The organism is Delftia sp. WSY_12, assembly GCF_043104645.1.
GTDB lineage: Bacteria > Pseudomonadota > Gammaproteobacteria > Burkholderiales > Burkholderiaceae_C > Comamonas > Comamonas tsuruhatensis.
The window spans coordinates 138,324-164,623 of the sequence record NZ_JBICKW010000054.1; the positions used below are offsets into that span (position 1 = coordinate 138,324).

General features: G+C 69.6%; 28 protein-coding genes. 13 read left to right on the plus strand and 15 right to left on the minus strand.

What is annotated here, in order from left to right; translation table 11 throughout:
- The first annotated feature begins 102 nt into the window (after positions 1-102).
- Positions 103-1,017, plus strand: coding sequence for a LysR family transcriptional regulator (locus ACF8LI_RS23915; RefSeq protein WP_016452712.1), 915 nt, complete (start codon positions 103-105; stop codon positions 1,015-1,017).
- Here the strand turns inward: ACF8LI_RS23915 and acnD are convergent.
- The 3 genes from acnD to ACF8LI_RS23930 are packed head-to-tail and all read right to left on the minus strand — an operon-like array spanning position 1,005 to position 5,257.
- Positions 1,005-3,632, minus strand: coding sequence for a Fe/S-dependent 2-methylisocitrate dehydratase AcnD (gene acnD / locus ACF8LI_RS23920; RefSeq protein ID WP_392414406.1), 2,628 nt, complete (start codon positions 3,630-3,632; stop codon positions 1,005-1,007). The genes ACF8LI_RS23915 and acnD overlap by 13 nt on opposite strands.
- Before the next feature lie 60 nt (positions 3,633-3,692).
- The gene (gene prpC, locus ACF8LI_RS23925) at positions 3,693-4,862 is read right to left on the minus strand and encodes a 2-methylcitrate synthase (protein ID WP_133073241.1); all 1,170 of its coding nucleotides are present in this window, start codon (positions 4,860-4,862) and stop codon (positions 3,693-3,695) included.
- Positions 4,859-5,257, minus strand: a complete 399-nt coding sequence (locus ACF8LI_RS23930; RefSeq protein WP_392414407.1) for an acyl-CoA thioesterase — start codon at positions 5,255-5,257, stop codon at positions 4,859-4,861. The genes prpC and ACF8LI_RS23930 overlap by 4 nt, the downstream gene beginning before the upstream one ends.
- 117 nt (positions 5,258-5,374) lie before the next feature.
- Between ACF8LI_RS23930 and ACF8LI_RS23935 the strand changes: the two genes are divergently transcribed.
- On the plus strand, positions 5,375-6,787 hold the full coding sequence (locus ACF8LI_RS23935; protein ID WP_016448409.1) for a short-chain fatty acyl-CoA regulator family protein: 1,413 nt from the start codon (positions 5,375-5,377) through the stop codon (positions 6,785-6,787).
- A 25-nt stretch (positions 6,788-6,812) separates the two neighbouring features.
- Here the strand turns inward: ACF8LI_RS23935 and ACF8LI_RS23940 are convergent, their stop codons facing one another.
- On the minus strand, positions 6,813-7,778 hold the full coding sequence (locus ACF8LI_RS23940; protein ID WP_392414408.1) for a PA2169 family four-helix-bundle protein: 966 nt from the start codon (positions 7,776-7,778) through the stop codon (positions 6,813-6,815).
- Positions 7,779-8,085: 307 nt separating this feature from the next.
- Between ACF8LI_RS23940 and ACF8LI_RS23945 the strand changes: the two genes are divergently transcribed.
- The 8 genes from ACF8LI_RS23945 to ACF8LI_RS23980 all read left to right on the plus strand — a co-directional run bounded on the left by ACF8LI_RS23945 (position 8,086) and on the right by ACF8LI_RS23980 (position 14,549).
- Positions 8,086-8,409 carry a hypothetical protein gene (locus ACF8LI_RS23945; RefSeq protein ID WP_392414409.1) on the plus strand — a complete coding sequence of 108 codons (324 nt, stop codon included), beginning with the start codon at positions 8,086-8,088 and terminating at the stop codon, positions 8,407-8,409.
- Between the two features lie 251 nt (positions 8,410-8,660).
- On the plus strand, positions 8,661-8,894 hold the full coding sequence (locus tag ACF8LI_RS23950) for a hypothetical protein (protein ID WP_016452716.1): 234 nt from the start codon (positions 8,661-8,663) through the stop codon (positions 8,892-8,894).
- 7 nt (positions 8,895-8,901) lie between these two features.
- Positions 8,902-9,720 carry a trehalose-phosphatase gene (otsB, locus tag ACF8LI_RS23955; RefSeq protein ID WP_392414410.1) on the plus strand — a complete coding sequence of 273 codons (819 nt, stop codon included), beginning with the start codon at positions 8,902-8,904 and terminating at the stop codon, positions 9,718-9,720.
- A complete protein-coding gene (locus tag ACF8LI_RS23960; RefSeq protein WP_279494164.1) occupies positions 9,717-11,243 on the plus strand; it encodes a trehalose-6-phosphate synthase in 1,527 nt (508 codons plus the stop codon). The genes otsB and ACF8LI_RS23960 overlap by 4 nt, the downstream gene beginning before the upstream one ends.
- Before the next feature lie 111 nt (positions 11,244-11,354).
- The gene (locus ACF8LI_RS23965) at positions 11,355-12,443 is read left to right on the plus strand and encodes an acyl-CoA dehydrogenase (protein ID WP_392414411.1); all 1,089 of its coding nucleotides are present in this window, start codon (positions 11,355-11,357) and stop codon (positions 12,441-12,443) included.
- Positions 12,431-13,189 carry a PIG-L deacetylase family protein gene (locus ACF8LI_RS23970; protein ID WP_374006657.1) on the plus strand — a complete coding sequence of 253 codons (759 nt, stop codon included), beginning with the start codon at positions 12,431-12,433 and terminating at the stop codon, positions 13,187-13,189. The genes ACF8LI_RS23965 and ACF8LI_RS23970 overlap by 13 nt, the downstream gene beginning before the upstream one ends.
- A complete protein-coding gene (locus ACF8LI_RS23975) occupies positions 13,186-13,794 on the plus strand; it encodes a class I SAM-dependent methyltransferase (RefSeq protein WP_071956938.1) in 609 nt (202 codons plus the stop codon). Before ACF8LI_RS23970 ends, ACF8LI_RS23975 begins: the two co-directional genes overlap by 4 nt.
- Positions 13,791-14,549: a glycosyltransferase family 2 protein gene (locus tag ACF8LI_RS23980; protein ID WP_154833425.1), complete on the plus strand. Its 759-nt coding sequence runs from the start codon at positions 13,791-13,793 to the stop codon at positions 14,547-14,549. Before ACF8LI_RS23975 ends, ACF8LI_RS23980 begins: the two co-directional genes overlap by 4 nt.
- On the opposite strand, the gene ACF8LI_RS23985 is transcribed toward ACF8LI_RS23980, so the two are convergent.
- The 3 genes from ACF8LI_RS23985 to ACF8LI_RS23995 all read right to left on the minus strand — a co-directional run bounded on the left by ACF8LI_RS23985 (position 14,519) and on the right by ACF8LI_RS23995 (position 16,427).
- Positions 14,519-15,079: a DinB family protein gene (locus ACF8LI_RS23985; protein WP_392414412.1), complete on the minus strand. Its 561-nt coding sequence runs from the start codon at positions 15,077-15,079 to the stop codon at positions 14,519-14,521. The two genes, ACF8LI_RS23980 and ACF8LI_RS23985, sit on opposite strands and share 31 nt — an antisense overlap.
- Before the next feature lie 22 nt (positions 15,080-15,101).
- Entirely contained in the window at positions 15,102-15,959 is an 858-nt protein-coding gene (locus tag ACF8LI_RS23990) for a PhzF family phenazine biosynthesis protein (protein ID WP_034363277.1), read from the minus strand.
- A 63-nt stretch (positions 15,960-16,022) separates the two neighbouring features.
- The gene (locus ACF8LI_RS23995; RefSeq protein WP_151020752.1) at positions 16,023-16,427 is read right to left on the minus strand and encodes a VOC family protein; all 405 of its coding nucleotides are present in this window, start codon (positions 16,425-16,427) and stop codon (positions 16,023-16,025) included.
- 69 nt (positions 16,428-16,496) lie between these two features.
- On the opposite strand from ACF8LI_RS23995, the gene ACF8LI_RS24000 reads away from it, so the two are divergent.
- Entirely contained in the window at positions 16,497-17,864 is a 1,368-nt protein-coding gene (locus tag ACF8LI_RS24000) for a PLP-dependent aminotransferase family protein (RefSeq protein ID WP_016452725.1), read from the plus strand.
- Here the strand turns inward: ACF8LI_RS24000 and ACF8LI_RS24005 are convergent.
- The 8 genes from ACF8LI_RS24005 to ACF8LI_RS24040 are packed head-to-tail and all read right to left on the minus strand — an operon-like array spanning position 17,848 to position 24,893.
- Positions 17,848-18,288: a nuclear transport factor 2 family protein gene (locus ACF8LI_RS24005; RefSeq protein WP_016448423.1), complete on the minus strand. Its 441-nt coding sequence runs from the start codon at positions 18,286-18,288 to the stop codon at positions 17,848-17,850. The genes ACF8LI_RS24000 and ACF8LI_RS24005 overlap by 17 nt on opposite strands.
- Before the next feature lie 5 nt (positions 18,289-18,293).
- Entirely contained in the window at positions 18,294-19,085 is a 792-nt protein-coding gene (locus ACF8LI_RS24010) for an SDR family oxidoreductase (RefSeq protein ID WP_016448424.1), read from the minus strand.
- Positions 19,086-19,090: 5 nt separating this feature from the next.
- Positions 19,091-19,651 (minus strand): DUF3833 domain-containing protein, encoded by a 561-nt coding sequence (locus tag ACF8LI_RS24015; RefSeq protein ID WP_016448425.1) that lies wholly within the window; start codon positions 19,649-19,651, stop codon positions 19,091-19,093.
- Entirely contained in the window at positions 19,648-20,928 is a 1,281-nt protein-coding gene (locus ACF8LI_RS24020; RefSeq protein ID WP_016448426.1) for an MFS transporter, read from the minus strand. Before ACF8LI_RS24020 ends, ACF8LI_RS24015 begins: the two co-directional genes overlap by 4 nt.
- A 17-nt stretch (positions 20,929-20,945) precedes the next feature.
- Complete coding sequence (locus ACF8LI_RS24025) at positions 20,946-21,515, minus strand: chalcone isomerase family protein (RefSeq protein ID WP_016448427.1); 570 nt, start codon at positions 21,513-21,515, stop codon at positions 20,946-20,948.
- A gap of 17 nt (positions 21,516-21,532) precedes the next feature.
- Positions 21,533-22,801, minus strand: a complete 1,269-nt coding sequence (locus ACF8LI_RS24030; protein WP_392414413.1) for a class I SAM-dependent methyltransferase — start codon at positions 22,799-22,801, stop codon at positions 21,533-21,535.
- Positions 22,798-23,550, minus strand: a complete 753-nt coding sequence (locus ACF8LI_RS24035; protein ID WP_392414414.1) for a DUF1365 domain-containing protein — start codon at positions 23,548-23,550, stop codon at positions 22,798-22,800. The genes ACF8LI_RS24030 and ACF8LI_RS24035 overlap by 4 nt, the downstream gene beginning before the upstream one ends.
- Positions 23,547-24,893 carry an NAD(P)/FAD-dependent oxidoreductase gene (locus ACF8LI_RS24040; RefSeq protein ID WP_392414415.1) on the minus strand — a complete coding sequence of 449 codons (1,347 nt, stop codon included), beginning with the start codon at positions 24,891-24,893 and terminating at the stop codon, positions 23,547-23,549. The genes ACF8LI_RS24035 and ACF8LI_RS24040 overlap by 4 nt, the downstream gene beginning before the upstream one ends.
- A gap of 140 nt (positions 24,894-25,033) precedes the next feature.
- On the opposite strand from ACF8LI_RS24040, the gene ACF8LI_RS24045 reads away from it, so the two are divergent.
- A complete protein-coding gene (locus ACF8LI_RS24045) occupies positions 25,034-25,672 on the plus strand; it encodes a TetR/AcrR family transcriptional regulator (protein ID WP_071956946.1) in 639 nt (212 codons plus the stop codon).
- Positions 25,673-25,819: 147 nt separating this feature from the next.
- Positions 25,820-26,299, plus strand: a complete 480-nt coding sequence (locus ACF8LI_RS24050; protein WP_392414441.1) for a sigma-70 family RNA polymerase sigma factor — start codon at positions 25,820-25,822, stop codon at positions 26,297-26,299.
- The last annotated feature ends 1 nt before the right edge of the window (position 26,300 follow it).

Below are 26,300 nucleotides of genomic sequence, written 5' to 3' on the forward strand. Positions count from 1 at the left end.
GTCATGCACTGCTTTCAATCGATGAAGGCAGCCATGGAATGGATCCACATCAATGAACTAGAATTTTTCTAGTTCAAAAATCCATGAATTTTTCTCACCAAAATGCTCGAACGCACCCACCTCGCCATCGTCCGTGAAGTCGAAAAACAGGGCTCGCTGACGGCGGCGGCCGGCGTGCTGTGCGTGACGCAGTCGGCGCTGAGCCACAGCATGAAGAAGCTGGAGCAGCAGCTGGGCACGGACATCTGGCTGCGCGAAGGCCGCAGCCTGCGCCTGACGCAGGCCGGCCAGTACCTGCTGGCCGTGGCCCAGCGCGTGCTGCCCCAGCTGGACCTGGCCGAGGAGCGGCTGCGCCAGTTCGCCCAGGGCGAGCGCGGCGCGCTGCGCATCGGCATGGAGTGCCATCCCTGCTACCAGTGGCTGCTCAAGATCGTCGCGCCCTATCTGGCGAGCTGGCCCGATGTGGATGTGGATGTGAAGCAGAAATTCCAGTTCGGCGGCATCGGCGCGCTGTTCGGCTACGAGATCGACCTGCTGGTCACGCCCGATCCGCTGTTCAAGGCGGGCCTGGAGTTCGTGCCTGTGTTCGACTACGAGCAGGTGCTGGTGGTCTCCAGCGCGCATGCGCTGGCAGGGGCCGATTTCGTGGAGGCCGCCCAGCTCGCGCCCGAGGTGCTGATCACCTATCCCGTGCCCATGGACCGGCTGGACATCTACAACCAGTTCCTCATGCCGGCCGGCATCACGCCGCGCCGCCAGAAGGCCATAGAGACCACGGACATCATGATGCAGATGGTGGCCAGCGGCCGGGGCGTGGCGGCCCTGCCGCGCTGGCTGGTGCAGGAGTACGCGGGCAAGCTGGACGTGGTGCCCGTGCGCCTGGGCGCCAAGGGCATTGCCAAGCAGATCTTCCTGGGCGCGCGCGTGGCGGACCTGCAGACCGACTATCTGCAGGCCTTCATCGAGCTGGCGCGCCAGCCGCTGGCCGCTGGCACGCTCCCTGCTCAGGCTGCCTGAGCCTGCGCCAGGAAGTCCTGCGCAAACCGCTGCAGCACGCCGCCCGCTTCGTACACCGATACCTCCTCGGCCGTGTCCAGCCGGCAGGTCACGGGCACGCGCAGCGTCTGGCCGTTTCTGCGCTCGACCACCAGCGTGAGTTGGGTGCCCGGCGTGCGCTCGCCTTCCACGCCATAGACCTCCGTGCCGTCCAGGGCCAGGGTCTTGCGGTCGGTGCCAGGCAGGAACTGCAGCGGCAGCACGCCCATGCCGATGAGGTTGGTGCGGTGGATGCGCTCGAAGCCCTCGGCCACCACCGCCTCCACGCCCGCCAGGCGCACGCCCTTGGCGGCCCAGTCGCGGCTGGAGCCCTGGCCGTAGTCGGCGCCCGCGATGATGATCAGCGGCTGGCGGCGGTTCAGGTAGGTTTCCATGGCCTCCCACATGCGCACCACGCGGCCTTCGGGCTCGATGCGCGCCAGCGAGCCCTTGTGCTGCACGCCGTCGATGACGGCCATTTCGTTGACCAGCTGCGGGTTGGCGAAGGTGGCGCGCATGGCCGTCAGGTGATCGCCGCGGTGGGTGGCGTAGGAGTTGAAGTCTTCCTCGGGCAGGCCCATGCGCGCCAGGTATTCGCCCGCCGCGCTGTCGGCCAGGATGGCGTTGGAGGGCGACAGGTGGTCGGTGGTGATGTTGTCGGGCAGCAGGGCCAGCGGCCGCATGTTGCGCAGCGTGCGCGGGAAGGCCGCCAGCGCGCCCACGCCTTCGGTGTCCCAGTAGGGCGGGCGGCGGATGTAGGTGGACTGGGGGCGCCAGTCGTACTGGGGCCGGGCCCGGTCTCCATCGTCCTTGCGGATGGCGAACATGGGTTCGTAGACGGCGCGGAATTGCTCGGGGCGCACGGCCTGGGCAACGATGGCGTCGATCTCCTCGTCGGCGGGCCACAGGTCCTTGAGGCGGATCTCGCGGCCGTCCACCACGCCCAGCACGTCCTGCTCGATGTCAAAGCGCACCGTGCCCGCCAGCGCATAGGCCACGACCAGCGGCGGCGAGGCCAGGAAGGCCTGTTTGGCCTGGGGATGGATGCGCCCGTCGAAGTTGCGGTTGCCTGAGAGCACGGCCGTGGCGTAGAGATCGCGCTCGACGATTTCCTGCTGGATCCTGGGGTCCAGCGCGCCGCTCATGCCGTTGCAGGTGGTGCAGGCAAAGGCGACGATGCCAAAGCCCAGCTGCTCCAGCTCGGTGAGCAGCCCGGCCTCCTTCAGATACAGCTCCACGGCCTTGGAGCCCGGCGCCAGCGAGGATTTGACCCAGGGCTTGCGCACCAATCCAAGACGATTGGCGTTGCGCGCCAGCAAGGCGGCGGCGATGACATTGCGCGGGTTGCTGGTGTTGGTGCAGCTGGTGATGGCCGCGATGATGACGGCCCCATCGGGCATCAGGCCTTGCGCCTCCTGGGCGCGGGCGGCCTGCAGCTTGGCCGCATCGGCAATGCCGCGCTCGGCCAGGGCCGAGGTGGGCAGGCGCCGGTGCGGATTCGAGGGGCCGGCCATGTTGCGCACCACGGTGGACAGGTCGAACTGCAGCAGGCGCTCGTACTGGGCATCGGCCAGGCTGTCGCTCCAGAAACCTGCGGTGCGCGCATAGGCTTCGACCAGGCGCACCTGGGCCTCGTCGCGGCCGGTCAGGCGCAGGTAGGCCAGGGTCTGGTCATCAATGGAGAACATGGCCGCCGTGGCGCCGTATTCGGGGCACATGTTGGAGATGGTGGCGCGGTCGCCAATGCTCAGGCTGTCGGCGCCCTCGCCAAAGAATTCCACATAGGCGCCGACGACTTTTTGCTGGCGCAGGAATTCGGTCAGGGCCAGCACGATGTCGGTGGCGGTGATGCCCGCCTGGCGCCGGCCCGTGAGGCGCACGCCCACGATCTCGGGCATGCGCATCCAGGAGGCGCGGCCCAGCATGACGTTCTCGGCCTCCAGCCCGCCCACGCCCACGGCGATCACGCCCAGGGCATCGACATGGGGCGTGTGCGAGTCGGTGCCGACACAGGTGTCCGGGAAGGCCAGGCCATCCTGCACTGTCACCACGGGGGACATCTTCTCCAGATTGATCTGGTGCATGATCCCGTTCCCTGCAGGGATCACATCCACGTTGGCAAAGGCTTTTTTTGTCCACTCGATGAAGTGGAAGCGGTCCTCGTTGCGGCGGTCCTCGATGGCGCGGTTCTTCGCAAAGGCGTCGGGATCGAAGCCGCCGCACTCCACGGCCAGCGAGTGGTCCACGATGAGCTGCACGGGCACGACGGGGTTGACCTGGGCCGGGTCGCCGCCTTCGGCCGCGATGGCGTCGCGCAGGCCGGCCAGGTCCACCAGGGCGGTCTGGCCCAGGATGTCGTGGCAGACCACGCGCACGGGGTACCAGGGAAAGTCGATGTCACGCCGGCGCTCGATGAGCTGCAGCAGGTAGCCGTCCAGCTGCGCGGGATCGGCGCGGCGCACGAGGTTCTCGGCGTGGACGCGGGCGGTGTAGGGCAGGCGTGCCCAGGCGCCGGGCGAGAGCGCATCGACGGCGGCGCGGGCATCGATGTAGTGCACCGTGGTGCCGGGCAGGGGTTTCTTGTGGTCGTTGTTCATGGGGCGGATGCAATGCGGGCAGGCCTGCAGCCCGCCCGCCAGGTTCAGGACAGCGGCGGCTCAGGCGCGCGCATCGAGGGGCACGAACTTCTGGTCATCCGGCCCCGTGTAGTTGGCGCTGGGGCGGATGATCTTGTTGTCCTGGCGCTGCTCGATCACGTGCGCGGCCCAGCCGCTGGTGCGCGCGATCACGAACAGCGGCGTGAACATGGCCGTGGGCACGCCCATCATGTGGTAGCTGACGGCACTGAACCAGTCCAGGTTGGGGAACATCTTCTTGACCTCCCACATCACCGATTCCAGCCGGTCGGCAATGTCGTACATGCGGGTGGTTCCGGCCTCGTCGGACAGGCGCTTGGCCACGCCCTTGATGACCACGTTGCGCGGGTCGCTGACGGTGTAGACCGGGTGGCCGAAGCCGATCACCACTTCCTTGGCATCGACGCGGCGGCGGATGTCGGCCTCGGCCTCGTCGGGCGTGTCGTAGCGCTTCTGGATCTCGAAGGCCACCTCGTTGGCGCCGCCATGCTTGGGCCCGCGCAGCGCGCCGATGGCGCCCGCGATGGAGGAATACATATCGCTGCCCGTGCCCGCGATCACGCGCGCCGTGAAGGTGGAGGCGTTGAACTCATGCTCTGCATAGAGGTTGAGCGAGGTGTGCATGGCGCGCACCCAGCCTTCGGACGGACGGTGGCCGTGCAGCAGGTGCAGGAAGTGGCCGCCGATGGAGTCGTCGTCGGTCTCCACCTCGATGCGCCGGCCCGAATTGCTCCAGTGGTACCAGTACAGCAGCATGGAGCCCAGGCTGGCCATGAGCCGGTCGGCAATGTCGCGGGCACCCGCCAGGTTGTGGTCGTCCTTTTCCGGCAGCACGCAGCCCAGGGCCGAGACGCCGGTGCGCATCACGTCCATCGGATGGGCGCCGGCAGGCAGCTGCTCCAGCGCCTGCCTGACGCTGGCCGGCAGGCCGCGCAGCGCCTGCAATTTGGTCTTGTAGGCCTGCAGCTCGGGGCGCGTGGGCAGCTTGCCGTGCACCAGCAGATGGGCGATTTCCTCGAACTCGCAGACCTCGGCAATGTCCAGGATGTCGTAGCCGCGATAGTGCAGGTCGTTGCCCGAGCGGCCCACGGTGCACAGCGCGGTGTTGCCGGCGGTCACGCCCGACAGCGCGACGGATTTCTTGGGCTTGAATGCGGACGCAGATGGCGCGTCGATGGTCGTGGTACTCATGGAAGGGTCTCCTGGTTCAGATAGGAATGGGCAATGGCCGCAGGAAGGCCGTTGTGGTCGACAGCCACCATCTCGAACAGGCCCTTGAGCACGTCCTCGCAGGCAATGCCCGGAGCCTGGGCCGACGCGGTGACGCAGACCGTCATGGAGCTGTGCCCCACGCGGCTGACCCAGCCGCGCAGGACGATCTCATGGCCCACGGGCACGGGTGCCAGGAAGTCCACGCCGGTGACGGCGGCCATCACGACCTCGCGCTGTGCCAGGCTGCGCGCAGCGAGAAAGGCCGCCTTGGCCATGAGCTGCAGGCCCTGGCCCGCGAACAGCGTGCCGTGGTGGTTGGCCAGCGCGGGCAATACCAGTTCATGCAGCTCGGCGGTTCCGGTGGGTGTTGTCATGTTTCGCAATTTACGCAAAATAGCGCCCCTGCCATAGTGCTGAAAAGGCGAATTCTTGCGAAACGAAGTCCGCGAATTTGCAAATTCTGCGAATAACAGCCACCCGAGGAAACAGCCATGAAGAAGACGTTCATGGGCGTCAAGCTGCGCAAACTGCGCGCGGAGCACGGCCTGTCCCAGATCGCCCTGGCCCACGCGCTGGGCCTGTCGCCCAGCTACCTGAACCAGCTGGAGCAGAACCAGCGGCCGCTGACGGTGTCGGTGCTGCTCAAGCTCAACCGCGCGCTGGGCGTCGATATCCAGCAGTTCTCGGAGGACGAGGAAGCGCGCCTGGTCGCCGGCCTGCGCGAGGCCCTTGCCGAGGCGCCCGAATCCATTGCCCTGCCCGAGCTGCAGGAAGTCGCCGCGCAGATGCCCGCCCTGGGACGTGCGGTGATGGCGCTGCACCGCCGCCATCTGGAAGCCCTGGAGCGCATCGAGAGCATGTCGCTCAGGCTGGGCGATGACCGCTCGGACATGCCGGTGGCGCGCACCATGCCGTTCGAGGCCGTGCGCGATTTCTTCTTTGCGCACCAGAACTACTTCGATGAAGTGGACCGCGCGGCCCAGGCCCTGGCCGGCGAGGCGCGTGCGGACCCGGGCCATCTGGCGGACTGGCTGGTCCGGCGGCTGCAGCAGCGCCACGGCGTGCAGGTGCATCGCCTGGAAGACTCCCGGCAAAGCCAGCGCCGGTTCGACCCGGCCACGCGCTCGCTGTGGCTGTCCTCGGCGCTGGAGCCTGCGCAACAGGCCTTCCAGCTGGGCACGCAGCTGGCCTTGCTGGAGATGGGCGACACGCTGGACCGGCTGATCGCCACCGCCGCCTTCCAGGGCGACCCGGCCTCAAGCAAGCTCGCCCGCGTGGGCCTTGCCAACTACTTTGCGGGCGCGCTGCTGCTGCCCTACGACCTGTTCCTGGAATCGGCCGAGCAGCTGCGCTATGACATCGACCTGCTGGGCCAGCGCTTTGGCGTGGGCTTTGAAACCGTCTGCCACCGGCTGAGCACGCTGCAGCGGCCCGGCGCGCCCGGCGTGCCCTTCTTCTTTGTGCGCGTGGACCGCGCGGGCAATATCTCCAAGCGCCAGTCGGCCACGCATTTCCACTTCAGCCGCACCGGCGGCACCTGCCCGCTGTGGACGGTGTACGAGGCCTTCGGCCAGCCCGACCAGGTGCTGCGCCAGCTCGCCAGCATGCCCGACGGGCGGCGCTACCTGTGGATTGCACGCTCGGTCTCGCATGGCCAGCGCGGCTATGGTTCGCCGCGCAAGACCTTCTCCATCGGCCTGGGCTGCGACATACGCCATGCCGCGCGCCTGGTCTATGCCAAGGGGCTGGACCTGGGCGATCCGGAATCGGCCACGCCCATCGGCATGGGCTGCAAGGTCTGCGAGCGCGACCAGTGCACGCAGCGCGCCTTTCCCTATGTGGGAAAGGCGCTGCATGTGGATGAGAACGCCAGCCGCTTTGCGCCGTACGGCGTAGGCGGCTAGCAACCCCCAGGCATGCTGTGCCGGGTCAGGAGGCCGCGCGCATGCGGTCGCGCAGATCGCGCACTTCGTCGTGGTTGCGCTGCGCGCCCTGGGCCTGGCGCTCCACCATCACGCGGATGGCCGGAGGCAGCGGCTGCTTGAGCGCCTTGCGGTACTGGGCCACGGCGGAATCCTCGCCGCGCTCGCACTCCTCCAGCACGGCCTTGTCGTCCTGCGAGGTCAGCGCCGTCTTCACCGACACCCAGCCCCGGTGCAGCGCGCCGGCCACCGTGCCGCCCGATGCGGGCTCGCGGCCCAGCTTGCGGATCTCGGCCTCCAGCTCCAGCGCGGCGGCGCCGCACTCGGCGCTATGGCGCAGGAACAGGGTCTTGAGGTCCGGCGAGTCGGCGTTCTCGGCCGAGGTGCGAAAGCCGTACTCGCCATCGCGGCAGGATTCGAGCAGGTCGTTGAGCACGTCGGCCACATCGTCGTTGTCGATGTCGCCGGTGTAGGCCGGTGCCACGATGGTCCCCGTGTCATCACGGACATCGCGAACGCCTGCGCGCTCCCAGGCTGCGCGCGCTGCGGGCCGGGCCTGGTCCCAGTCCAGATGGCTGGCGCCACGGCGCGTGGTCCATTCGCGCTCCCATTCGGCGTCGAAGGCATCGAAATCGGCATCGCGGCGCGCGGCGGCCGCGTTCCAGCCCAGCTCGTAGGCGGGGCGGTACTCCTCGTAGCTGCGGCCGGCCACGTAGTAGGGCTCGTTCTGGTAGGCGTCGCGCCAGTAGGCGTCCTCGACCGTGGGATTGACGGCTTCGGCCGCGCCCGTGCCGGCCAGCCCGCCGACCACGGCACCGGCCACACCGCCCACGGCAGCACCGATGGGGCCGCCCATTGCGCCGAATGCAGCGCCGGTCACGGCACCGCCTGCAGCGCCTATGCCGGTGCCCACGGGATGTGCGCCGGGCGCGTCGGACAGCGGGTCACGGTTTGCGGGATTCGATTGCGTCATGGAATGTGCTCCTTGGCAGTTGAAAGTGATGTCTATCGTGATCGCCGTGGCGCGCCGCCGGCGTGCGCGCTTGCGGCCATGTGCCGTAGGAACGCGGCGACCGGGCCTTGCGGACATCGCGCCAGTGGCCTGTGGCCATTTTTCGCACCCCGGCACAGGGCAATCGGCGTGCCTGAGAACGGCGTTCATGCGCGAGGCATCTTTTCGTTCCTGCGCTTTCGGCGTGGTCCCACGGCGGCTGCGAAAGGGCCAAGAGACCATGGCCCAAGCGCCGCCTGCGCAGGCCCGCGAATGAAAGGAAGACGCCATGAAAGACAAGACCGCATCCGCATCCAAGTCCTCTGCACCCACACAGGCGAAGCCGTCGGGCGATGGCCAGACCAAGCTGCCCGGACAGGTCGGCAAGGCGCCCCATGCGCCCGGTGAATCCGATGCATCCGACGCATCCGAACAGGGCCTGCGCCTTCCGCACGAGCGCGACCAGAGCCTGGACGCTACCAGCGATGCGCCCGATCCGGTGATGCGCCAGGCCCATGACGACCTCGCCTCCGGCCAGGTCGATACCGACATGCGCCAGACGCCGGGCCTGGATGCCGAACGGCGCAAGAAGATGGTGCGCAAGCAGCCTTGATTGCACCTGAAGCTTGCACCTGAAGCGCAACGAGCTGCTGGCAGCCAACAACATTGCCAGCAACCGCATGACCGGCATCGAAGGGCTCTGGACGGGGAGCAGCTGCAGCAAGGGGCGGCCTTCCACGTCAATCTGGCCGCCCGCGCGCACGAAAGCGGAGCCTGCAAGGAATGCCACTCCATCGACAAAGACGACCCGGCACGGCCCTGCAACTGAGGTGCCCGCGCTTTACTCCATACAGGAGCAACCCCATGCCCGACATTCCCGACTGGCTCCAGTGGCCTGCCTTTCTGGCCTCCATCGCCGGCGCCTGGTGTGTGGGCTCGCGTTCTGCGCAAAGGCGCAACCTGGGCTTCTGGATCCTGATGCTCAGCAATGCGCTGTGGGCGCTGTGGGGCTGGTCCACGGCGGCCTGGGCGCTGGTGAGTCTGCAGTTCTGCCTGGCCATCACCAACATCCGCGGCTCCATCAAGGCCGAGCGGTGAGCAGGCCATGGCAGCAGACGCTTTCCTGATGTCGATCCACGAAACCGGCAACCCATACCCTGGCGCCCCCATGGAAACACCCCCATTCCCCACCTGCAGATCCGCCCTGTTCCTCGACTTCGACGGCACGCTCGTGCCGCTGGCCGAGACCCCGGACGCCATTGCGCCAGACCCCGTCCTGATCCCCATGCTGGCCAGGCTGCAGGGTCTGTTGGGCGGTGCGCTGGCCATCGTCACGGGTCGGCAGGTCGAGATGCTGGACCACTTTCTGGCGCCGCTGCATCTGCCCGCCGCCTGCGAGCACGGCCTGCAGCGGCGGGATGCCGCAGGCCGCCTGCACATGCAGGCGTCGGCCATGCCAGAGACCGTGCTGCAGATGTGCAATGCCTTGGCGGCCGACCATCCCCGCCTGCTGGTGGAGCGCAAGCGCTCCTCGGTCGCACTGCACTACCGGCGTGCGCCAGAGCTGGCGACGCTGTGCCTGGACATGTTGGGCCGCGCACTGCGGCACCAGCCCGGGCTGGAGCTGCTGCACGGCAAATGCGTGCTGGAGGTCAGGCCCGCAGGCGTGGACAAGGGCCACGCCATTGCGGCCTTCCTGCGCGAAGCGCCGTTCGCCGGCCGCACCCCGGTGTTTGCCGGTGACGATGTCACGGACGAGAGCGGCTTTGCCGTGGTGCAGGCGCACGGCGGCATGGCGATCAAGGTGGGCGAAGGCGCAAGCAGGGCCCGCCACCGGCTGGGCAGCCCGCAGGCCGCGCATGCCTGGCTGCGGTCCGCATGCATGCACCTGGCTGCGCAGACCTGCGCGGAGGTGCTGCCATGAGCCGGCTGGTGGTGATCTCCAACCGCGTGGCCGATCCGCGCAGGGCCGCGGCCGGGGGCCTTGCCGTGGCCATGGGCGATGCGCTGCGGCAGACGGGCGGCCTGTGGTTCGGCTGGAGCGGGACCGTCACCGACGACGGTGCCCAGGCCGCGCCGGCCGGCCATGTGCACCGCACCCAGGCAGGCAACGTCACGCTGGCCACGGTGGACCTGGACCGCGCGGATCATGACAGCTACTACGCGGGCTACAGCAACGGCGTGCTGTGGCCCGTCTTTCACGGACGGCTGGACCTGGCGAGCTTCGACACGGGCCATGCGGCCGGCTACCGCCGCGTGAACCAGCTGCTTGCGCGCAGGCTGCTGCCCCTGCTGGCGCAGGACGACATCCTCTGGGTGCATGACTACCACCTGATCCCGCTGGCGGCCGAGCTGCGCGCCCTGGGCTGCCGCCAGCGCATCGGCTTTTTCCTGCACATCCCATTGCCCCCGCCGACCCTGCTGGCGGCCATTCCCGAGCATGCATGGCTGATGCGCTGCCTGTTTGCCTACGACCTTGTGGGCCTGCAGACCCGCCAGGACGTGCAGCATTTCGAGCGCTATGTCTGCGACGAGGCCGGGGGCCAGTCGCTGGGCGATGGCGCCTTGCGTGCCCATGGGCAGCGCCTGGTGTGCCGCGCCTTCCCCATCGGCATCGATGTGGAGGGCTTCGCGGCGCTGGCCCTGTCCGGCGCATCGCAGGACATGCATGCGCGCATGAAGCACGAGTACGCACAGCGTCGCCTGCTGCTGGGCATAGACCGGCTGGACTACTCCAAGGGCCTGCCGCAGCGCCTGCGTGCCTTCCGGGAGCTGCTGGCCCGCCATCCCGAGCAGCGCCGGCGCGCCACGCTGATCCAGATCGGCTCGCCCACGCGCGAGGGCCTGGACGCGTATGCCGACATACGGCGGGAGCTTGAATCGCTGTGCGGCGCCGTCAACGGCGACTACGGCGAGCTGGACTGGATGCCCGTGCGCTACATCCACCAGACCCTGCCGCGCGATGGCATTCCGGGCCTGTGCCGCGCGGCGGCCGTGGGCCTGGTCACGCCGCTGCGCGACGGCATGAACCTCGTGGCCAAGGAATATGTGGCGGCCCAGGACCCGGCCGACCCGGGCGTACTGGTGCTGTCGCGGTTTGCCGGCGCGGCCGAGCAGCTGCAGGAGGCGCTGCTGGTCAATCCCTACGACGTGCACGGCACGGCCGCCGTGGTGCAGCAGGCCCTGCAGATGCCGCTGCAGGAAAGGCGCCAGCGGCACCAGCGGCTGCTGCAGCGCATCGCCGAGCAGGACGTGCACTGGTGGCGCAAGGCCTTTCTGTCTGCCTTGAAAGAGGCCAGGCCGCTGGAGCACAGGGAAAGGGAAGCCTTCGGCATCCCCGTTCCCTCGATCAGGCAGGAGCAGGCACCGCTGCGCCTGGAGCTGGCCGCCTGCCCTGCCGACGGCGTGGAACGGGACGCCTGCCGGTCGGTGGTCTCCGACAGGTAATGCCTTCCTGCTCCTGCGGCGCCGCGTTCATCCTCCCGGCACCATGGCATCGCCCGGCCCCACCCCCATTTCCAGGGCTGCGCACGACACACAAAAGGAAGGCAAGCGGCGATGGCCCAGCACGACAACGAGCACGCCCATGCGTGGACATGCAGCGACACGCTGGCGCAGGCCTTGCGCGGCCACACGGACCTGTCGCCAGCGGACCAGTTGGCCCTGCTGGTGGCGCAGGGCGCCGACCGCCTGCCGCTGCCGGGCCATGGCCACACGCTGCAGCGCTGGCGCGCACTGGCCGAGGTGGCCGCCCACAGCCTGAGCCTGGCCAAGCTCTATGAAGGCCATACCGATGCCCTGGCCATCCTCTCCGAGCTGCAGGCAGACCTGGCCACCGAAGGCCTGCGCTGGGCCGTCTGGTGCGCCGAGCCGCCGGGCGAGCGCGTGCAGGCCACGGCGGCATCTCCCGACGCCACGCAACGCACGACCCTGCAGGCAGGCTCGGCGGTTCGCCTGTCCGGCCACAAGCCCTGGTGCTCCGGCGCCCGCGCCGTGGACCGCGCCCTGGTCAGCGGCTGGCTGGCAGACGGCCAGCGCTGCCTGATCGCCGTCACCATGGACCAGCCCGGAATCCGCAGGGACGACAGCCACTGGCAGGCCGTGGGCATGGCCGCCAGCGCCAGCGCCGACGTGCATTTCGACGGCGCCACCGGCGTGCTGGTCGGCGAACCGGGCCAGTACCTGAGCCGCCCCGGCTTTCACCATGGCGGCGCGGGCGTTGCGGCCTGCTGGCATGGCGCGGCAGCGCGCATCGCCAGCCATCTGCAGCAGGCCGTCGGTCAAGGCGAGGACCCGCACCGCCAGGCCCACCTGGGCGCGCTGGATGTGGCCCTGGCCGGCGCGGCCGGCCTGCTGCGCGACGCTGCGGCCCGCATCGATGCCACGCCCTCGGACCCCTGCCTGCTGGCCGTGAGCCGCGCCCGCCTGGCCGTGGAAGCCGCCGCCGAAGAGGTGCTGCGGCGCGTGCCGCGCGCCATCGGTCCCGGCCCGCTGTGCAAGAACAGGGGCCTGGCGCAGCTGATGGCCGACCTGCCCGTCTTCATCCGCCAAAGCCATGCCGAGCGCGACCAGGCCGCGCTGGGCCGCCTGCTGGCCGACAAGGCACAGGCCTCGCAGGCACCGGGAGGCGCGGCATGGATGCTGTGAAGCCGCGCCTCATCGAGGGCCGGGGCACGCCGGAATCGCGCTGGCAGGCCTGGTTTGCGCAGCGCCGGCCAGCGCAGGTATCCATGGACGACCTGCTGGACGGCCGGCGCCGCGCCGTCATCGTCGCGCCGCACCCCGATGACGAGATCCTGGGCTGCGCCGGCCTGCTGCGCCGCTGTGCCGAGCGGGGCATGCCCTGCCTCATCGTCTCCGTGACCGATGGCGGAGCCAGCCACCCCGACTCGGCGCTGTGGCCACCGCAACGTCTGGTGCGCGAGCGCGTGCAGGAGAGCACCCAGGCCCTGGCCCTGCTTGCGCCGCAGGCGCAGGTGCTGCGGCTGGGCCTGCCCGACGGCCATATCGCCGAGCATGCAGCGCAGTTGCTGCAGCGGCTGGAGCCGTTGCTGCAGCCCTCGGATGCGCTGCTGTGCACCTGGCGCGAGGACGGGCACCCGGACCACGAGGCCACGGGCCAGGCCTGCGCCACGGCAGCCCGGCACGCGGGCTGCCGGCTCTTCGAGCTGCCGATCTGGGCCTGGCACTGGGCCGAGCCCGGCGACGCGCGCGTGCCCTGGCACCGCGCCGCCGCCATTGCGCTGGCGCCGCAGGAGCTGGCGCTCAAGCGCCAGGCCCTGTCGTGCTTTCGCAGCCAGCTGCTGCCCGACCCGTCCACGGGCCGCGACGCCATCCTGCCGTCCTGGGCCACGCAGCGCCTGCTGCGTCCGTTTGAAGTGGTGTTTCTATGAACGGCGCCCGGCAGCACTTCGAGCAGATGTACCAGGCCGACCCCGACCCCTGGCAGGTCGCATCACGCTGGTACGAGCGGCGCAAGCGCGACCTGCTGCTGGCCGCCCTGCCGCGCGAGCGCTATGCCCACGGCTTCGAGCCCGGCTGCGGCAATGGCGAGGCCACGCAGCGCCTGCTGCAGCGCTGCGACCGGCTGTGCGCCGTCGACTTCTCGGACAGGGCCGTGGATCTGTGCCGCCAGCGGATTGCGCCGCAGGACCGCGCCCGCCTGGACCTGCAGGCCCTGCCCCTGCCCTGGCAATGGCCACAGGTGCCCCAGGTGCCGCAGCAAGGCTTCGATCTCATCGTGGTCTCGGAGCTTGCCTACTACTTCGACGACGCGGCACTGGCGCATTTCAACCGCCAGTGCCTGGCCTCGCTGCAGGGCGGCGGCCACTGGCTCATGTGCCACTGGCGGCATGGGGCGCACGATCACCTGCAGACCACTCGCACCCTGCATGACAGCGTGTCGGCCCATGCGCAGCTGCACTTGCTGCTGAGCCACAGCGAACCGGATTTCCAGCTGGACATCTGGCAGAAAACCCCTGAAAGGACGGACAGATGATCGGCGTGTGCATCCCAGCCCATGACGAGGAAGACCTCATAGGCCGCTGCCTGGACAGCGTGTTTTGCGCGGCCGCCCATGCCGACCTGCAAGGCGAGACCGTGGCCGTCGTGGTGGTGCTGGACAGCTGCCAGGACGCCACCGAATCGGCCGTGCGCCGCTGGCCCGCCATCCCATTGTCCATTGCCGCGCGCAACGTGGGCAAGGCGCGGGCCCTGGGGTCGGAGTACCTGCTGCTGCTGGGCGCCCGCTGGCTGGCCTTCACGGACGCCGACACCACCGTCTCGCCGAGCTGGCTGGCCGACCAGCTGGCGCTTCAGTCCGACGTGGTCTGCGGCACGGTGCAGGTGGCCGACTGGTCGGCCCACGGCGTCCAGGCGGACACTGCGCGGCGGCACTTCGAGACCACCTACACGGACCGCGACGGCCACCGCCACGTGCATGGCGCCAACCTGGGCATCTCGGCCTGGCACTACCGCCAGGCCGGCGGGTTCGACGCACGCACCTGCGGCGAGGACCAGGACCTGGTGGACCGCCTGGCGGCCGGCGGCGCCCGCATCGCCTGGTCGGCCCGGCCCCGGGTGATGACCAGCGGCCGCGCCTACTCGCGCGTGGCCGACGGCTTTGCCGGTGCGCTGCGCCAGGGATGGGCCCTGCCCGGCGACGCGCCGCCTGAGCTGCCCGTGCTCCAGGGCGCCCTGGCGCAGCAGGCCCTGGCCCTGCCTCAACCGCAGGCCGGCTCGTCCACGCGGTAGCAGTCCCTGAGGAACACCGGCAGGTCGTTGGCCGGCGGCACGAAGGGCACCTGGTACATCATGTCGCTGACAAAGCCACGGTGGTAGCTGCCATGGTTCACCACGTGCAGCACGATCTGCTCGCGCGTCATGGCGCCCTGCCCGCCGCCCACGAACTCGAAGTGCACGACCTTCGCCAGTTCCTCGTCCGGGCATGCGTCGACGAACTCCACATACCAGCGGTCCATTGCCTGCACGGATTCCCACAGCGCCTGCAGCGTGGGCGTGTGGTCGGTGTTGCGCATGGTGTAGCCATGCTTGCGGCCCTGCAGGTGGTGCCTGAAGATGTCCTCCACCACAAGGACGTGGTTCAGCGTGCGCACCATGTTGCCGAAGCTCGTGGGCCGCTGCTTCAAGGCCTCGCCTTCGGGCAGCTCCATCACGCTCTTGAAGGTCAGGCTGTTGGCCCAGGCCTTGTAGCGCACCAGCATTTTCAGGTTGGCCCTGGCCGATGAGACGGGAGCGCGCAGGCTCTCTTGGATCGCTGTCATTCGTGGGTTCTTTCGGTGTGGATCAAAGGCCGCTCAGTGCGCCTTCGACATGGGTGCGCGCCGTGCCGCCCACCCAGACCTGGCCCGTGCCGTCACGGGTCAGGAAGATGCGGCCGTCACGGCCCAGACAGCGGCCCTGGGCGGCAACGTAGTCGCTGTCCATCACTCCCGTCGCAAACAGCCACTGCGCCAGCGAGGCGTTGAGGCTGCCGGTGACGGGGTCTTCGACGATGGCGCCCTGGTGATCGGAGAAGAAGGCGCGCACCTCGCAGGCGGCAGGGCTGGCACCGCCGACACCCCTGGCATAGGGCCCCACCACGCCCACGTCCATGCGCGTGGGCCACTGCCGGGCCGGGTTCAGCGCCAGCACCTGCTCGGCCGAGGCCAGGCGGATGCCCAGCCAGCCGGGGCCGTTGTCTATCCACGAGGCGGCCTGCACCTCTTCGGCGGTGATGCCCAGCATGCGCAGCGCGGCATCCAGCTCGTCGGCGGTGGGCGCGCCAAAGCGCAGCATGGGCGGCGCGGCGAATGCCAGCCGCCCATGCTCCTGCCGTATCTGCACCAGGCCCGCCCCGCACTCCTGGACGATGTGGCCTGCGTTCCTGGGCGCACCGCGCTGGGACAGCCAGGCATGGCAGCTGCCCAGGGTGGGATGGCCGGCAAAAGGCATCTCCCGGTCCAGCGTGAAAATCCTCACGCGGTAGTCGGCCTGCGCCTGCGTGGGCGGCAGCAGGAACGCGGTTTCGGAGAGATTGAACCAGCGCGTCAGCTGCTGCATCTGTGCGGTGGTCAGCGCCTGCCCACCGGTGATCACGGCCAGCGGATTGCCGGACAGCGGGCCGCTGGCGAAAACGTCGACCATATGAACGGCAATGCTCATGAAGACAGTCCTTGTTGCATGGGAAGGAAAAGAAGGGGAAACGGGCGGCGGGCCCGATCTGCGCTAGGGCCGCACATCGGCGCGATGCACCACATGGACCTTGTTGCCGTCGGGATCGCGCAGGTAGGCACCGTAGTAGCCATCACCGTAATGCGGTCGCGGGCCGGGCGGGCCTTCGTCGCTTCCGCCACGCGCCAGGCCGGCGGCATGGGCCGCATCCACCGCCTCGGGCGATGGTGCCAGAAAGGCCGCCATGCTGCCGTTGCCCGCCGTGGCCGGCTCGCCGTTGAAGGGGCTGTAGACATAAAAGCGCGGCAAGGAAGCCTGCGGCGTCACCCAGCACAGCGCGGCCGGCCCGCCATCGGGCTGGACGGCGCGGCGCTGCAGTCCCAGCGGGGAAAGCACCGCGTCATAGAAGCGGCCGGCCCGCTCGAGATCACGGGCGCCGACGGTGATGTGGCTGAACATGGGGTGAACGTTACACTATCGAGAAATGAAATAGTGTCACGGCACACTCTTTTTTTCCTTGCCCCGACCATGCTCCTGCCCTCCCCCTGGACACCCCGTCTTGCGCGCATTGAAGCCAGTGCCGCCGAGCGGCTGGCGCGCGCCCTGGCCGACGACATCGTCGAAGGCCGGCTGGCCGGCGGCGACCGCCTTCCCGCCCACAGAGACCTGGCCGACAGGCTGCAGATCGGCCTGGGCTCGGTGACCAGGGCCTATGCGCTGCTGGAGCGCCGGGGGCTGACGCGCAGCGTCAAGGGCAGGGGCACCTTCGTGGCCGCCCGGCGGACGCAGGGCGGCGAGGCCATCGACCTGTCCTCCAACGCGCCGCCGGCCGCCATCAGCGAACGCCTGCTGGCGCGCACGCTGACCGCGATTGCGCGCCGCATCGATGCCGATCACTTCAATTCCTACGCGCCGCCGGGCGGACATGCGGAGCATCGCCGCGTGCTCGCGCGCTGGCTGCAGACGCTGGGCCTGAACGTGGAACCCGGCCACATGGTGCTGACCAGCAGCGCGCGCCAGGCGCTGTCCCTGGCCCTGGACCTGGTCTGCCAGCCCCGGGGCCGGCTGCTGACCGAGCGCATCACCTACCCCGGTGCCATTGCCCTGGCCCGGCGCAAGGGCTGCGCCCTGCAGGGCCTGGCCATGGACGCGCAGGGCCTGCTGCCGCAGGCGCTGGCCGAGGCGCTGCACGGCATTCCCGCCGCCGAAGGCAAGGTGCTCTACCTCACCCCCACGCTGCACAACCCGACCACGGCCACCATGGGCGCGGAGCGCAGGCGGGCGATCGTGGATATCTGCCGGAACGCAGGCGCCTGGATCATCGAGGACGGCGTGTATGCCGCCTGCTCGCCCGATCACGCGCGCCTTGCGCACTTGGCGACCCTGGCGCCCGAGATCACCCTGCATGTGAACGGGCTGTCCAAGTCGCTGGGCCCGGGGCTGCAGGTGGGCACGCTGGTACTGCCGCCAGCGCTGTGCGGCGCCGCGCTGGCGACGCTGCAGGAGCTGTCCATGGCGCCTTCGGCCCTGTCATGCGCCGTGGTCGATGAATGGCTGTCCCAGGGCGTGGTCGCCTCCCTGCAGGCCGACCTGCGCCATGAGGCACAGCGGCGCGTGCGGCTGGCCGCATCGCACCTTGCCCCACACCTGGGCGACAGCCGCCTGGTGCTGCACCCCGAGGCCTACAACGCCTGGCTGCCCATGGAGCGCGAGGCCGCCGACCGCCTGGTGTCGGCCGCAGCGGCGCTGGGCGTGACGCTGACCGATCCGGGCTCGCTGATGGTGGAGCCGCACGACCGTGCCAGCGGGCTGCGCATCTGCCTGGGCGCCCCAGGCCTGGACGACCTGGACGGCGCCCTGGCGCAATTGGCCAGGCTGCTTACTGCGGAGCCCTGAGCTTGTTCTGCAGCGCCCTGGCCACGGCACCCAGCACGGGCACCTTGGCAAAGATTTCCTCCACCGGGTCCCAGAAATCGCGGTGCACTGCCACCAGTCCCTGCGCATCGAACTCCAGGTAGCTGGTGCCGCAGATGTGCATGGGCTGGCCCGATGCCCTGACAAAGCCCAGCTCCCACAGCAAAAAGCCGCTGTCCCCCTGCACCGCGCCCTGGCTGACGGCGAAGCGGGGCCGGTCCAGTTGCTCGAACATGTGGGCGAACACGCGCTGTATCGCTGCGTGGCCGCGCACATCGTTGAACGGGTCCTTGAACCGGGCCTGTTCCGCATAGAGGGCCAGCAGCGCCGGCAGGTTGTCGCGGCGCAGCGCCTCATAGGCCTGGGCCAGCCGGTCCAGTCGGGGATCGCCGAGGGCAGTGCTCATCGGTTTCAGGCTCCTGTGATGCGGCGAACCGCCGAGAAATACCAGGCATCGGGCAGGCAGCGCAGCAGCCGCACCCAGCGCGTGAAGCGGCGCGGAAAATTCATCTCGAAGCGCCCCTGTGCCCAGCCCTGCAGCATGTGCCGGGCGGCCTCGTCGGCACCGATCAGGGCCGGCATGCTGAAGCTGTTTTGCGCCGTCAGCGGCGTATCGACAAAGCCGGGGTTGATGATGGACACGCCCAGGCCCGGGCCGTGCAGGTCCAGGTAGAGGTTTTCTGCCAGGTTGTTGAGCGCCGCCTTGGTAGGACCGTAGGCCAGGGACATGGGCAGCCCGCGATAGCCTGCTACCGAGCCGACCAGGGCCAGATGCCCCTGGCCGGCCTCCAGCAGCATGGGCAGCACCGCATCGAGCAGGTGCAGCGCGCCGCCATAGTTCACGGCCAGGTGGCGCTGCATCTCGGCCAGGTCGAACTCGGTGGCGCGCTGGGGCCGGTAGTGGCCGGCGCAGTACACCACCAGGTCGGGCGCCCTGCCCACATGGGCCCGCACGGCACGGGCTGCCTGTGCCACGGCCTGGGCATCGGTCACGTCCAGCGGCAGGGCCAGGCAGCCTTCGCGGCCGCGCACGAAATCCTGCAGCGCACCGCCATGCCGCGCAGAGACAATCACGCGCGCGCCCTGGCCGTGCAGCGCTTCGGCCGTGGCGCGCCCTATGCCCGAGGAGGCGCCCAGAAGCCATGCCGAGCGGCCCTTCCAGTCGCGCAGCGGCGGGTTCAGCCGGCGGGATAACAGTGGCATGGCCATCACTCCTTGATGATGGCCAGCGTCACGTCGCCCAGGTGCAGGCCGAGCTTGCTCATGGCCGTGCGGTTGAGCAGGGTGCGCCCGTCCATCAGGTACATCCAGTCGTCCATGCTGACGTTCCAGACCCTTCCGTCCACGGGCAGGGCCAGCACGTAGCTCCAGCGGATGGCATTGCCCGCGCTCTGGCCCTGGGCCTCGCCCACCACGTCGTCGGCCCGGCCGCTGTAGCGGCCCTCGCCCAGGTGGCGGATATGCCAGATGCGCTGCTGCGTGCTGCCGTCGCTGTAGACGAAGTGCTCATCGAGCGTGCCCTCGTCGCCATTCCAGCGGCCCGTCATGCGCACGGTGAATCGCTTGACCACCTTGCCCGAGCGGTCCGTGAACATGCCGTGGGCCGTCAGCGGCCCGTTGAAGTACTGGCGCAGGTCCAGCGTCGGCTGCTCCTTGGCGTAGTCCTGCACGGAAGGACCGGCGCAGCCCGCCAGAGACAGCGCCAATGCCGCCCCCAGGCAGGCGCGCCGCAGTGGTGAAAACGAAGCGCAGTGGGTGATGTGGCTCATGTGTGCCTCCAGGAAGAATGCAGTCGCTCGGCGCGCCAGAGCAGCCCGGCCGCCGCCAGTTTGAGCAGGCAGGGCAGCCCGCCATAGGCCCAGGCCAGGGCCTGCAGGCCGGCCGGATCGGTGCTGCCGCTGCGGTAGCCCGCAACGGACAGCAGGGGCAGGGCCAGGCCCGCAGCCAGGGCCAGGTTGAGCTTGGTGGCGCAGGTCCACCACCCCAGGTAGCGGCCCTCGCCCTGGCCGCCCTGGCCGGACTCGTGGATCACGCCCGTGAGCAGTGCGCCCGGCAGGGCCAGGTCCGCGCCCAGGGCCAGCCCGCTGGCCAGGCAGATCACGGCGAAGGCCAGGCCGTCGCCCGTGCCCAGCCAGGGCGTGAAGCCGAAGGCCAGCACGCTGGCCAGCATGCCCGCGCGCCAGCTGGGCGCCAGGCCCCAGCGCGAGACGGCCTTCACCCACAGCGGCAGGCCCAGGGCCGCCGCGCCAAAAAAGCACAGCAGCAGCAGGGGCTGCATCCCGGGCACCTGCAATCTGTCGGCCACGAAGAAGGGCAGCAAGGTGGCCGGAATGGCCGCGGCCACGCCGTTGACCATGAAGACGGCCAGCAGCCGGCGAAAGCCGGCATCCGCCCATGGTGAGATCCGAGAGGTGTCCGCCGTGGCCTGCTGCGGCAGCGTCACCGGAGCCTTGAGCCGGTACAGCCCCACCAGCCCCAGCGCCAGGCCCAGCGCCAGCACGGCGCTGGTGGCGTCCAAGCCCAGCCAGGCCGGCAACACGCTGGCCAGCAGCACACCGCCCAGCGTAGCGCCCTCGCGCCAGGCCGTGACGCGGGCCCGCCAGGCGGGCTGCCCGCCCCAGCGCGTGCCCCAGGCCTGGTGGACGATGGTGACGAAGCTGTAGGCCAGCGTGCACACCAGCAGGCTGCAGGCCAGCCAGCCCAGCATGGCGGCCTGGGCACCGCGCGGCGGATGCCACAGCGCCCAGAAGCCCAGGACCATCAGCAGGCTGGCCAGTGCAGCCGCCCACCACGCTGGCCGCATGCCCCGGCGCAGCAGCCGGTCGGCCTGGCGGCCGATGGCGGGGTCCACCAGGGCATCGAAGGCACGCGTGGCCAGCAGCACCGCGCCCAGCCCCGCCAGCGGCGCACCGGCCACGCTGGCGTAGTGGTAGGGCAGGTTCACATACAGCGGCAGGGACACGAACGCCAGCGGCGCGGCCAGGCCGCCATAGGCCAGCCCTGTGCGCCAGGGCAGCAAGGGGGCGGCGGCAGGGTGCGAGGCCATGGCGTGGTCCCGGGCGCTCAGGATTGGCCCAGCAGCGAGCTGCGCATGGCAGGTGCCGAGGTCTGGGGCGCGAGCCAGATGCCGAAGAACAGGCGCGCATAGTCGGCATCGCGCAGCTGTGCAGTCTGGCGGCCGTTGTGGAAGAAGCGCACCTCGCCCTGGCCGTCGTTCAGGCCCAGCAGCCGGTCCTGGGCCGCCACATCGGGAAACGCCTGCTTCATCAGCGCCAGCCATTGGCGGGACTGCTCCTCGGTGAAGCCGTCGACCCTGCGCATTTCGGCGATGGAGCGCTCGGCGATGGCCGCGCCTTCGAGCTTGCGGTCATAGACCAGCTCCAGCGCGAACGGGTGGCGGGCGTAGTCTTCGGGCACAAAGCCCGGTGCGGCCCACAGCCGTGCCTCGTACACGCGCAGGCCGAAAAAGCGCAGCACGCCCGTGCCCACCAGGCGCGCGGCCGGCAGGGCGCTGCGCAGTTCGGCCGGAAGGTCGGCAGTCGGAGTCTTGGCGTGGAGTTCGTTGGGCATGGCGATCAGTGAAGGGACAAGGGCGCAGGCGGCGCCCCAGGCCAGCGCCTGGCGGCGCGGCATGTGACGTGGTGGCGATTTCATGGCAGGGGCCTGCGCAGCGTGAACTGGACGACATCGGTGTTGCCGGTGTCGAAGGCCGCCTCGCAGTAGGCGAGGTAGAAGGTCCAGATGCGCACGAAGCGTTCGTCAAAGCCCTGGGCCCGCACGGCGTCGAGGTGGTGATCGAAGGCCTGGCGCCAGCGCCGCAGCGTCTCCGCATAGTCGCGGCCGAAGGCCATGCGGCGCTCCACCACCAGGCCGGCGCGCCGTGCCTCCTGCTCGAAGGCAGGAATGCTGGGCAGCAGCCCGCCCGGGAAGATGTACTGCTGGATGAAGTCGGTGGAGCGCAGATAGCGCGCGAACAGGTCCTCGCGCAGCGTGATGGTCTGTATGCAGGCCAGGCCCCCGGGCTTGAGGCAGTCGCGCAGCGTCTGGAAGTAGCCGCGCCAGTATTCTCGGCCCACGGCCTCGAACATCTCGATGGAGACGATGGCGTCGAAGGGCTCGCCAGCATGGCGCGCGGGCAGGTCGCGGTAGTCCTGGTAGCGCAGCTCCACGGCGTCGGCCAGGCCGGCCTGCCGCATGCGCTGCTGTCCCCAGGCCAGTTGCTCGCGCGACAGCGTCACGCCCGTGACCCGGGCGCCGAACTCCTGCGCCGCCGCCTCGGCCAGCCCGCCCCAGCCGCAGCCGATCTCCAGCAGGCGCTGGCCGGGCTGCAGCCGCACCTCGTCCAGCGTGCGCCTGAGCTTGGCCTGCTGGGCGTCCTGCAGGTCGGCGTGGCGCAGCGATTCACCCGTGCGCCCCTGGAACCAGGCGGCGCTGTAGCTCATGCCGGGGTCCAGCCACAGGCGGTAGAAATCGTTGCCCAGGTCGTAGTGGGCATGGATGTTCCTGGCGCTGCCGGCCCGCGTATTGCGCTGCAGCAGGTGGCGCAGGCGGTAGCCCAGCCGGCCCCACCAGCTGCCGTAGACCAGGCTTTGCACATGGTCGCGGTTGGCCATGCACAGGCGCAGCAGGGCGGCCAGGTCGGGGCTGTCCCATTCGCCGGCGATATAGCCCTCGGCCAGGCCGATGTCGCCCGATTTCAGGGTGCGCTCCAGCGCCCGCCAGTCGTGCAGCACGCAATGCGCGTCGGCAGCCCCCGACGGCGGACGGGGCAGGTGCAGCAGGCGGCCATCGGGCTGCTCCAGGTCCAGCTGCCCGTAGGGCAGGCGTTCGAGCAGGTTCAGCACACGGCGTGCCCGCGCAGGCGTGCGGCGCGGCGCTGCGGCGGTGGGGCTCAGCAGGGGGGCGGCGGTAGTGTTCATCTTGTGACGAAGCGCTTGGGCGCGGAGGGTTTGCCATGGAAAGGCACGCGCTTGGCCCAAAGGCGCAGCGCGTGCCAGTGGATGCGGGCGACCACGCCCAGCGTCATCAAAGGGGTGCCGAAGAAGGCGCGGCGCACGGCGGCGGCATCCAGCACCTGCAGCACGCCGCCCACGCTGGTCTGCAGCAGCGGGCCGTCCTCGTCATGCAGGTCCACGCGCGCCAGGGTGCGGTCTTCGCCGCGCTCGAAGCGGAAGCGGTACTCGCCGCGCACCTCGCAGAACGGCGAGACATGGAATTGCTTGCGCGCCACCTGCTCGCGGCCCCAGGCCAGGTCCGGCCCCGCCAGCAGATAGGCATGGCGCTCGCCAAAGGTGTTGTTGACCTCGGCCAGCACGGCGGCCAGCGACCCGTCGGCGCGGTGCGCATACCAAAAGCTCACGGGCTTGAACACGTAGCCCAGCACGCGCGGAAAGGTGTGCAGCCAGACTTCGCCATCGGCGTCGCCAATGCCTTCGCTGTGCAGCAGCTGCTCGAACCAGGCCAGCGCGTCGCAGCCGCCCTCGCCGTGGTCGCTGTCATGGAAGCTCAGCCAGCCACGGCGGTTGCGCCTGAGCGCGGCGTCCGGCTGCGTGCGCAGGCTGCGCATGGGCAGCATGAGGAAATAGCCCGGGTAGCGGAAGGCATGCTCCACCGGCCGCAGGCGGCGGTGCCAGACATGGCCGAAGCCGATGAGCGGCCGGGCCGTCATGCGACCCCCTCGAAGGCCGCGCTGGCGGGCAGGACGGGCAAGGTCGGCAGGGCATGCAGCAGGCCGTCGGCCGCGACCAGGCCCGAGCGCAGGCCGTCCTCATGGAAGCCGTAGCCGCACCATGCGCCGCAGAACCAGGTCCTGCGCTGGCCTTGCAGGGCATCCACCCGGCCCTGGGCCTCGATGGCGGCCAGGTCGAACACCGGGTGGCTGTACTCGATGCGCGCGTGGACCTGGCTGTCATCGATGGGGCGCACCGGGTTCAGCGACACCATCACGGGCTGCTGCCACGGCAGGGGCTGCAGGCGGTTGAGCAGGTAGTGCAGGCAGACGCCGGCCTGGTCTTTTCCGGGATCGGCGGCGCGTTCGTAGTTCCAGGCGGCCCAGGCCGCCGGGCGGCGCGGCAGCACGCCGGCATCGGTGTGCAGCACGGCCTGGTTGGGCTGGTAGCGGATGGCGCCCAGCACGCTGCGCTCGAGCGGCGTGGCATCGGAGCCCAGCAGGCGCAGGGCCTGGTCGCTGTGGCAGGCCAGCACCACGGCGTCGAACCGCTCCGTGCCGTGCGCCATCTGCAGCAGCACGCCGTGCGCGGCGCGGCGCAGGCCCAGCACGGGCGCGTTCAGCCGGACCTCGTGGCGGCCGTCCTTTTGCAGCGCGGCCACCATGCGCCGCACATACTGGCGCGAACCACCGCGCACGGTGCGCCACTGCGGCCGGTCCGTGACCTGGATCAGGCCGTGGTTGTGGCAAAAGCGGATCAGCGTGGCCACGGGAAAGCGCAGCATCTGGTCGGTGGGGCAGGACCAGATGCAGCCCATCATGGGCAGCAGATAGTCCTGGCGAAAGGCCGGCCCGAAGCCGTGGTCGTCCAGGAAATCTTCGATGCAGCTGCGCAGCCGCGCTTCATCGCCTTCCTCGGCGATGCGCGTGGTCAGGCGGTTGAAGCGCAGGATCTCGGCCAGCATCTTCAGGAAACGGGGCCGCAGCAGATTGCTGCGCTGGGCGAACACACCGCCCAGCGAACTGCCGCTCCACTCCAGGCCCGCCCGGCCGCCGGCCTGCGGCACCTGCACGGAAAACGACATCTCGGCCTCCGCCGTGGGCACCTGCAGCTCTTCGAACAGACGGGTCAGCAGCGGATAGGTGCGGTGGTTGAACACCAGAAAGCCCGTGTCCACCCCCTGACTCACGCCGCCCAGCGCCAGATCGACCGTGTTGGCATGGCCGCCGAAATGGCTGCCTGCCTCCAGCAGGGTCACGCCATGCCCGCCCGGCGCGCCGGCCAGCCGCCGTGCTGCGGCCAGCCCCGCAATCCCCGACCCGATGACTGCAATGCGATGCATGGGAGCGTCCTTCCTGGTTGAATCGATCAGTCAGACCATGAAGATCAAACTGTGAACTGATGAGTTCAAACTATATACCAAACGTATCCGCTTTGCACTATTTGGTATCGGATATGACCTGTCGGGTCTAAAATATGGCTATGACAAGCCGCTCCTCCATCAAAGAACAGATACAGCGCGTGCGCGAGCAGGCCATCGTGGCGGCCGTCAACCGGCTGCTGGCCACCAAGGGCTACGACGCCATGACGGTGGACGAGGTCGCGGCCGAGGCCGGCATGGCCAAGGCCAGCCTGTACAAGCTGTTCACCTCCAAGGAAGAACTGGCGGGCGCCGCCATGGTGGGCGTGCTGGACCGCGCCCTGGCCTTTGTGGACGGCCTGCGCGACACGGCGGCCCAGGCCGCCGAGGCCGGCACGCCGGTGCGCCCCCTGGACCAGCTCAAGGCCGTGACGTGCTGGGCCATGCAGACCCAGCTGGAAGGCGAAATGCCCTCCCTGCCGGCGCAGAACTCCAACCTCAGCGCCTCCCTGCAATCCAACGATGCCTACATGGACCGGCTGATCGCCCTGAGCAACCGCCTGAGCATCTGGATCACCGAGGCCCAGACCAGCGGCCAGCTGCAGCCCGCGCTGCCGGCCGAGCTGGTGCTCTACACGCTGTTCGCGCGGGCCTGCGATCCGGTGGTGGCCCTGCTCAAGGAATCGGGCCAGTACACGCACGCGCAAATCATCGACTGGGTCACGAGCACCACGTTCGACGGGCTGGCCGCAGCCCGTTGAACGGCCGGCCCGGGCCGCTGCGGCCTCAATGCAAATGAGAATTCATATCAACTGGATAAAATGCCGGGAGTTCTTTGACGCACAAGAGGAAAGGCCCGGCACGTGCATCCATCCACCGACAGTGGCGCCAGCCAGGCTCTGGGCAGCATGTACGCGCAGCACAACCATTGGCTGGTCGCGTGGCTGCAGCGCAGGCTGGGCAACCGCTGCGATGCGGCCGACCTGGCCCAGGACACGTTCACGCGCATCTGGGTCAGCGCCCGGACACAGGCCATCGAGGACATCAAGGAGCCCCGCGCCTACCTGACGACGGTGGCCCGGCGGCTGCTGGTCAACCACCTGGAGCGCCGCTCGCTGGAGCAGGCCTACCTGGCCTCCCTGCACCTTCTGCCCCAGGCCACCGTGCTGTCCGTGGAGGCGCGGGCCATCCTGCTGGAGACGCTGCAGGAGCTCGATGCGCTGCTGGACGCCCTGCCCGCCAGGGTGCGCACGGCCTTTCTCATGTCCCAGCTCGAAGGCCTGTCCTACGAGGACATTGCCGACCGGATGCAGCTGAGCGTGCGCACCGTGACGCGCTACATGGCCCAGGGCTTTCGGCAATGCCTGCTGGTGATGCTGGAGCGCTGAG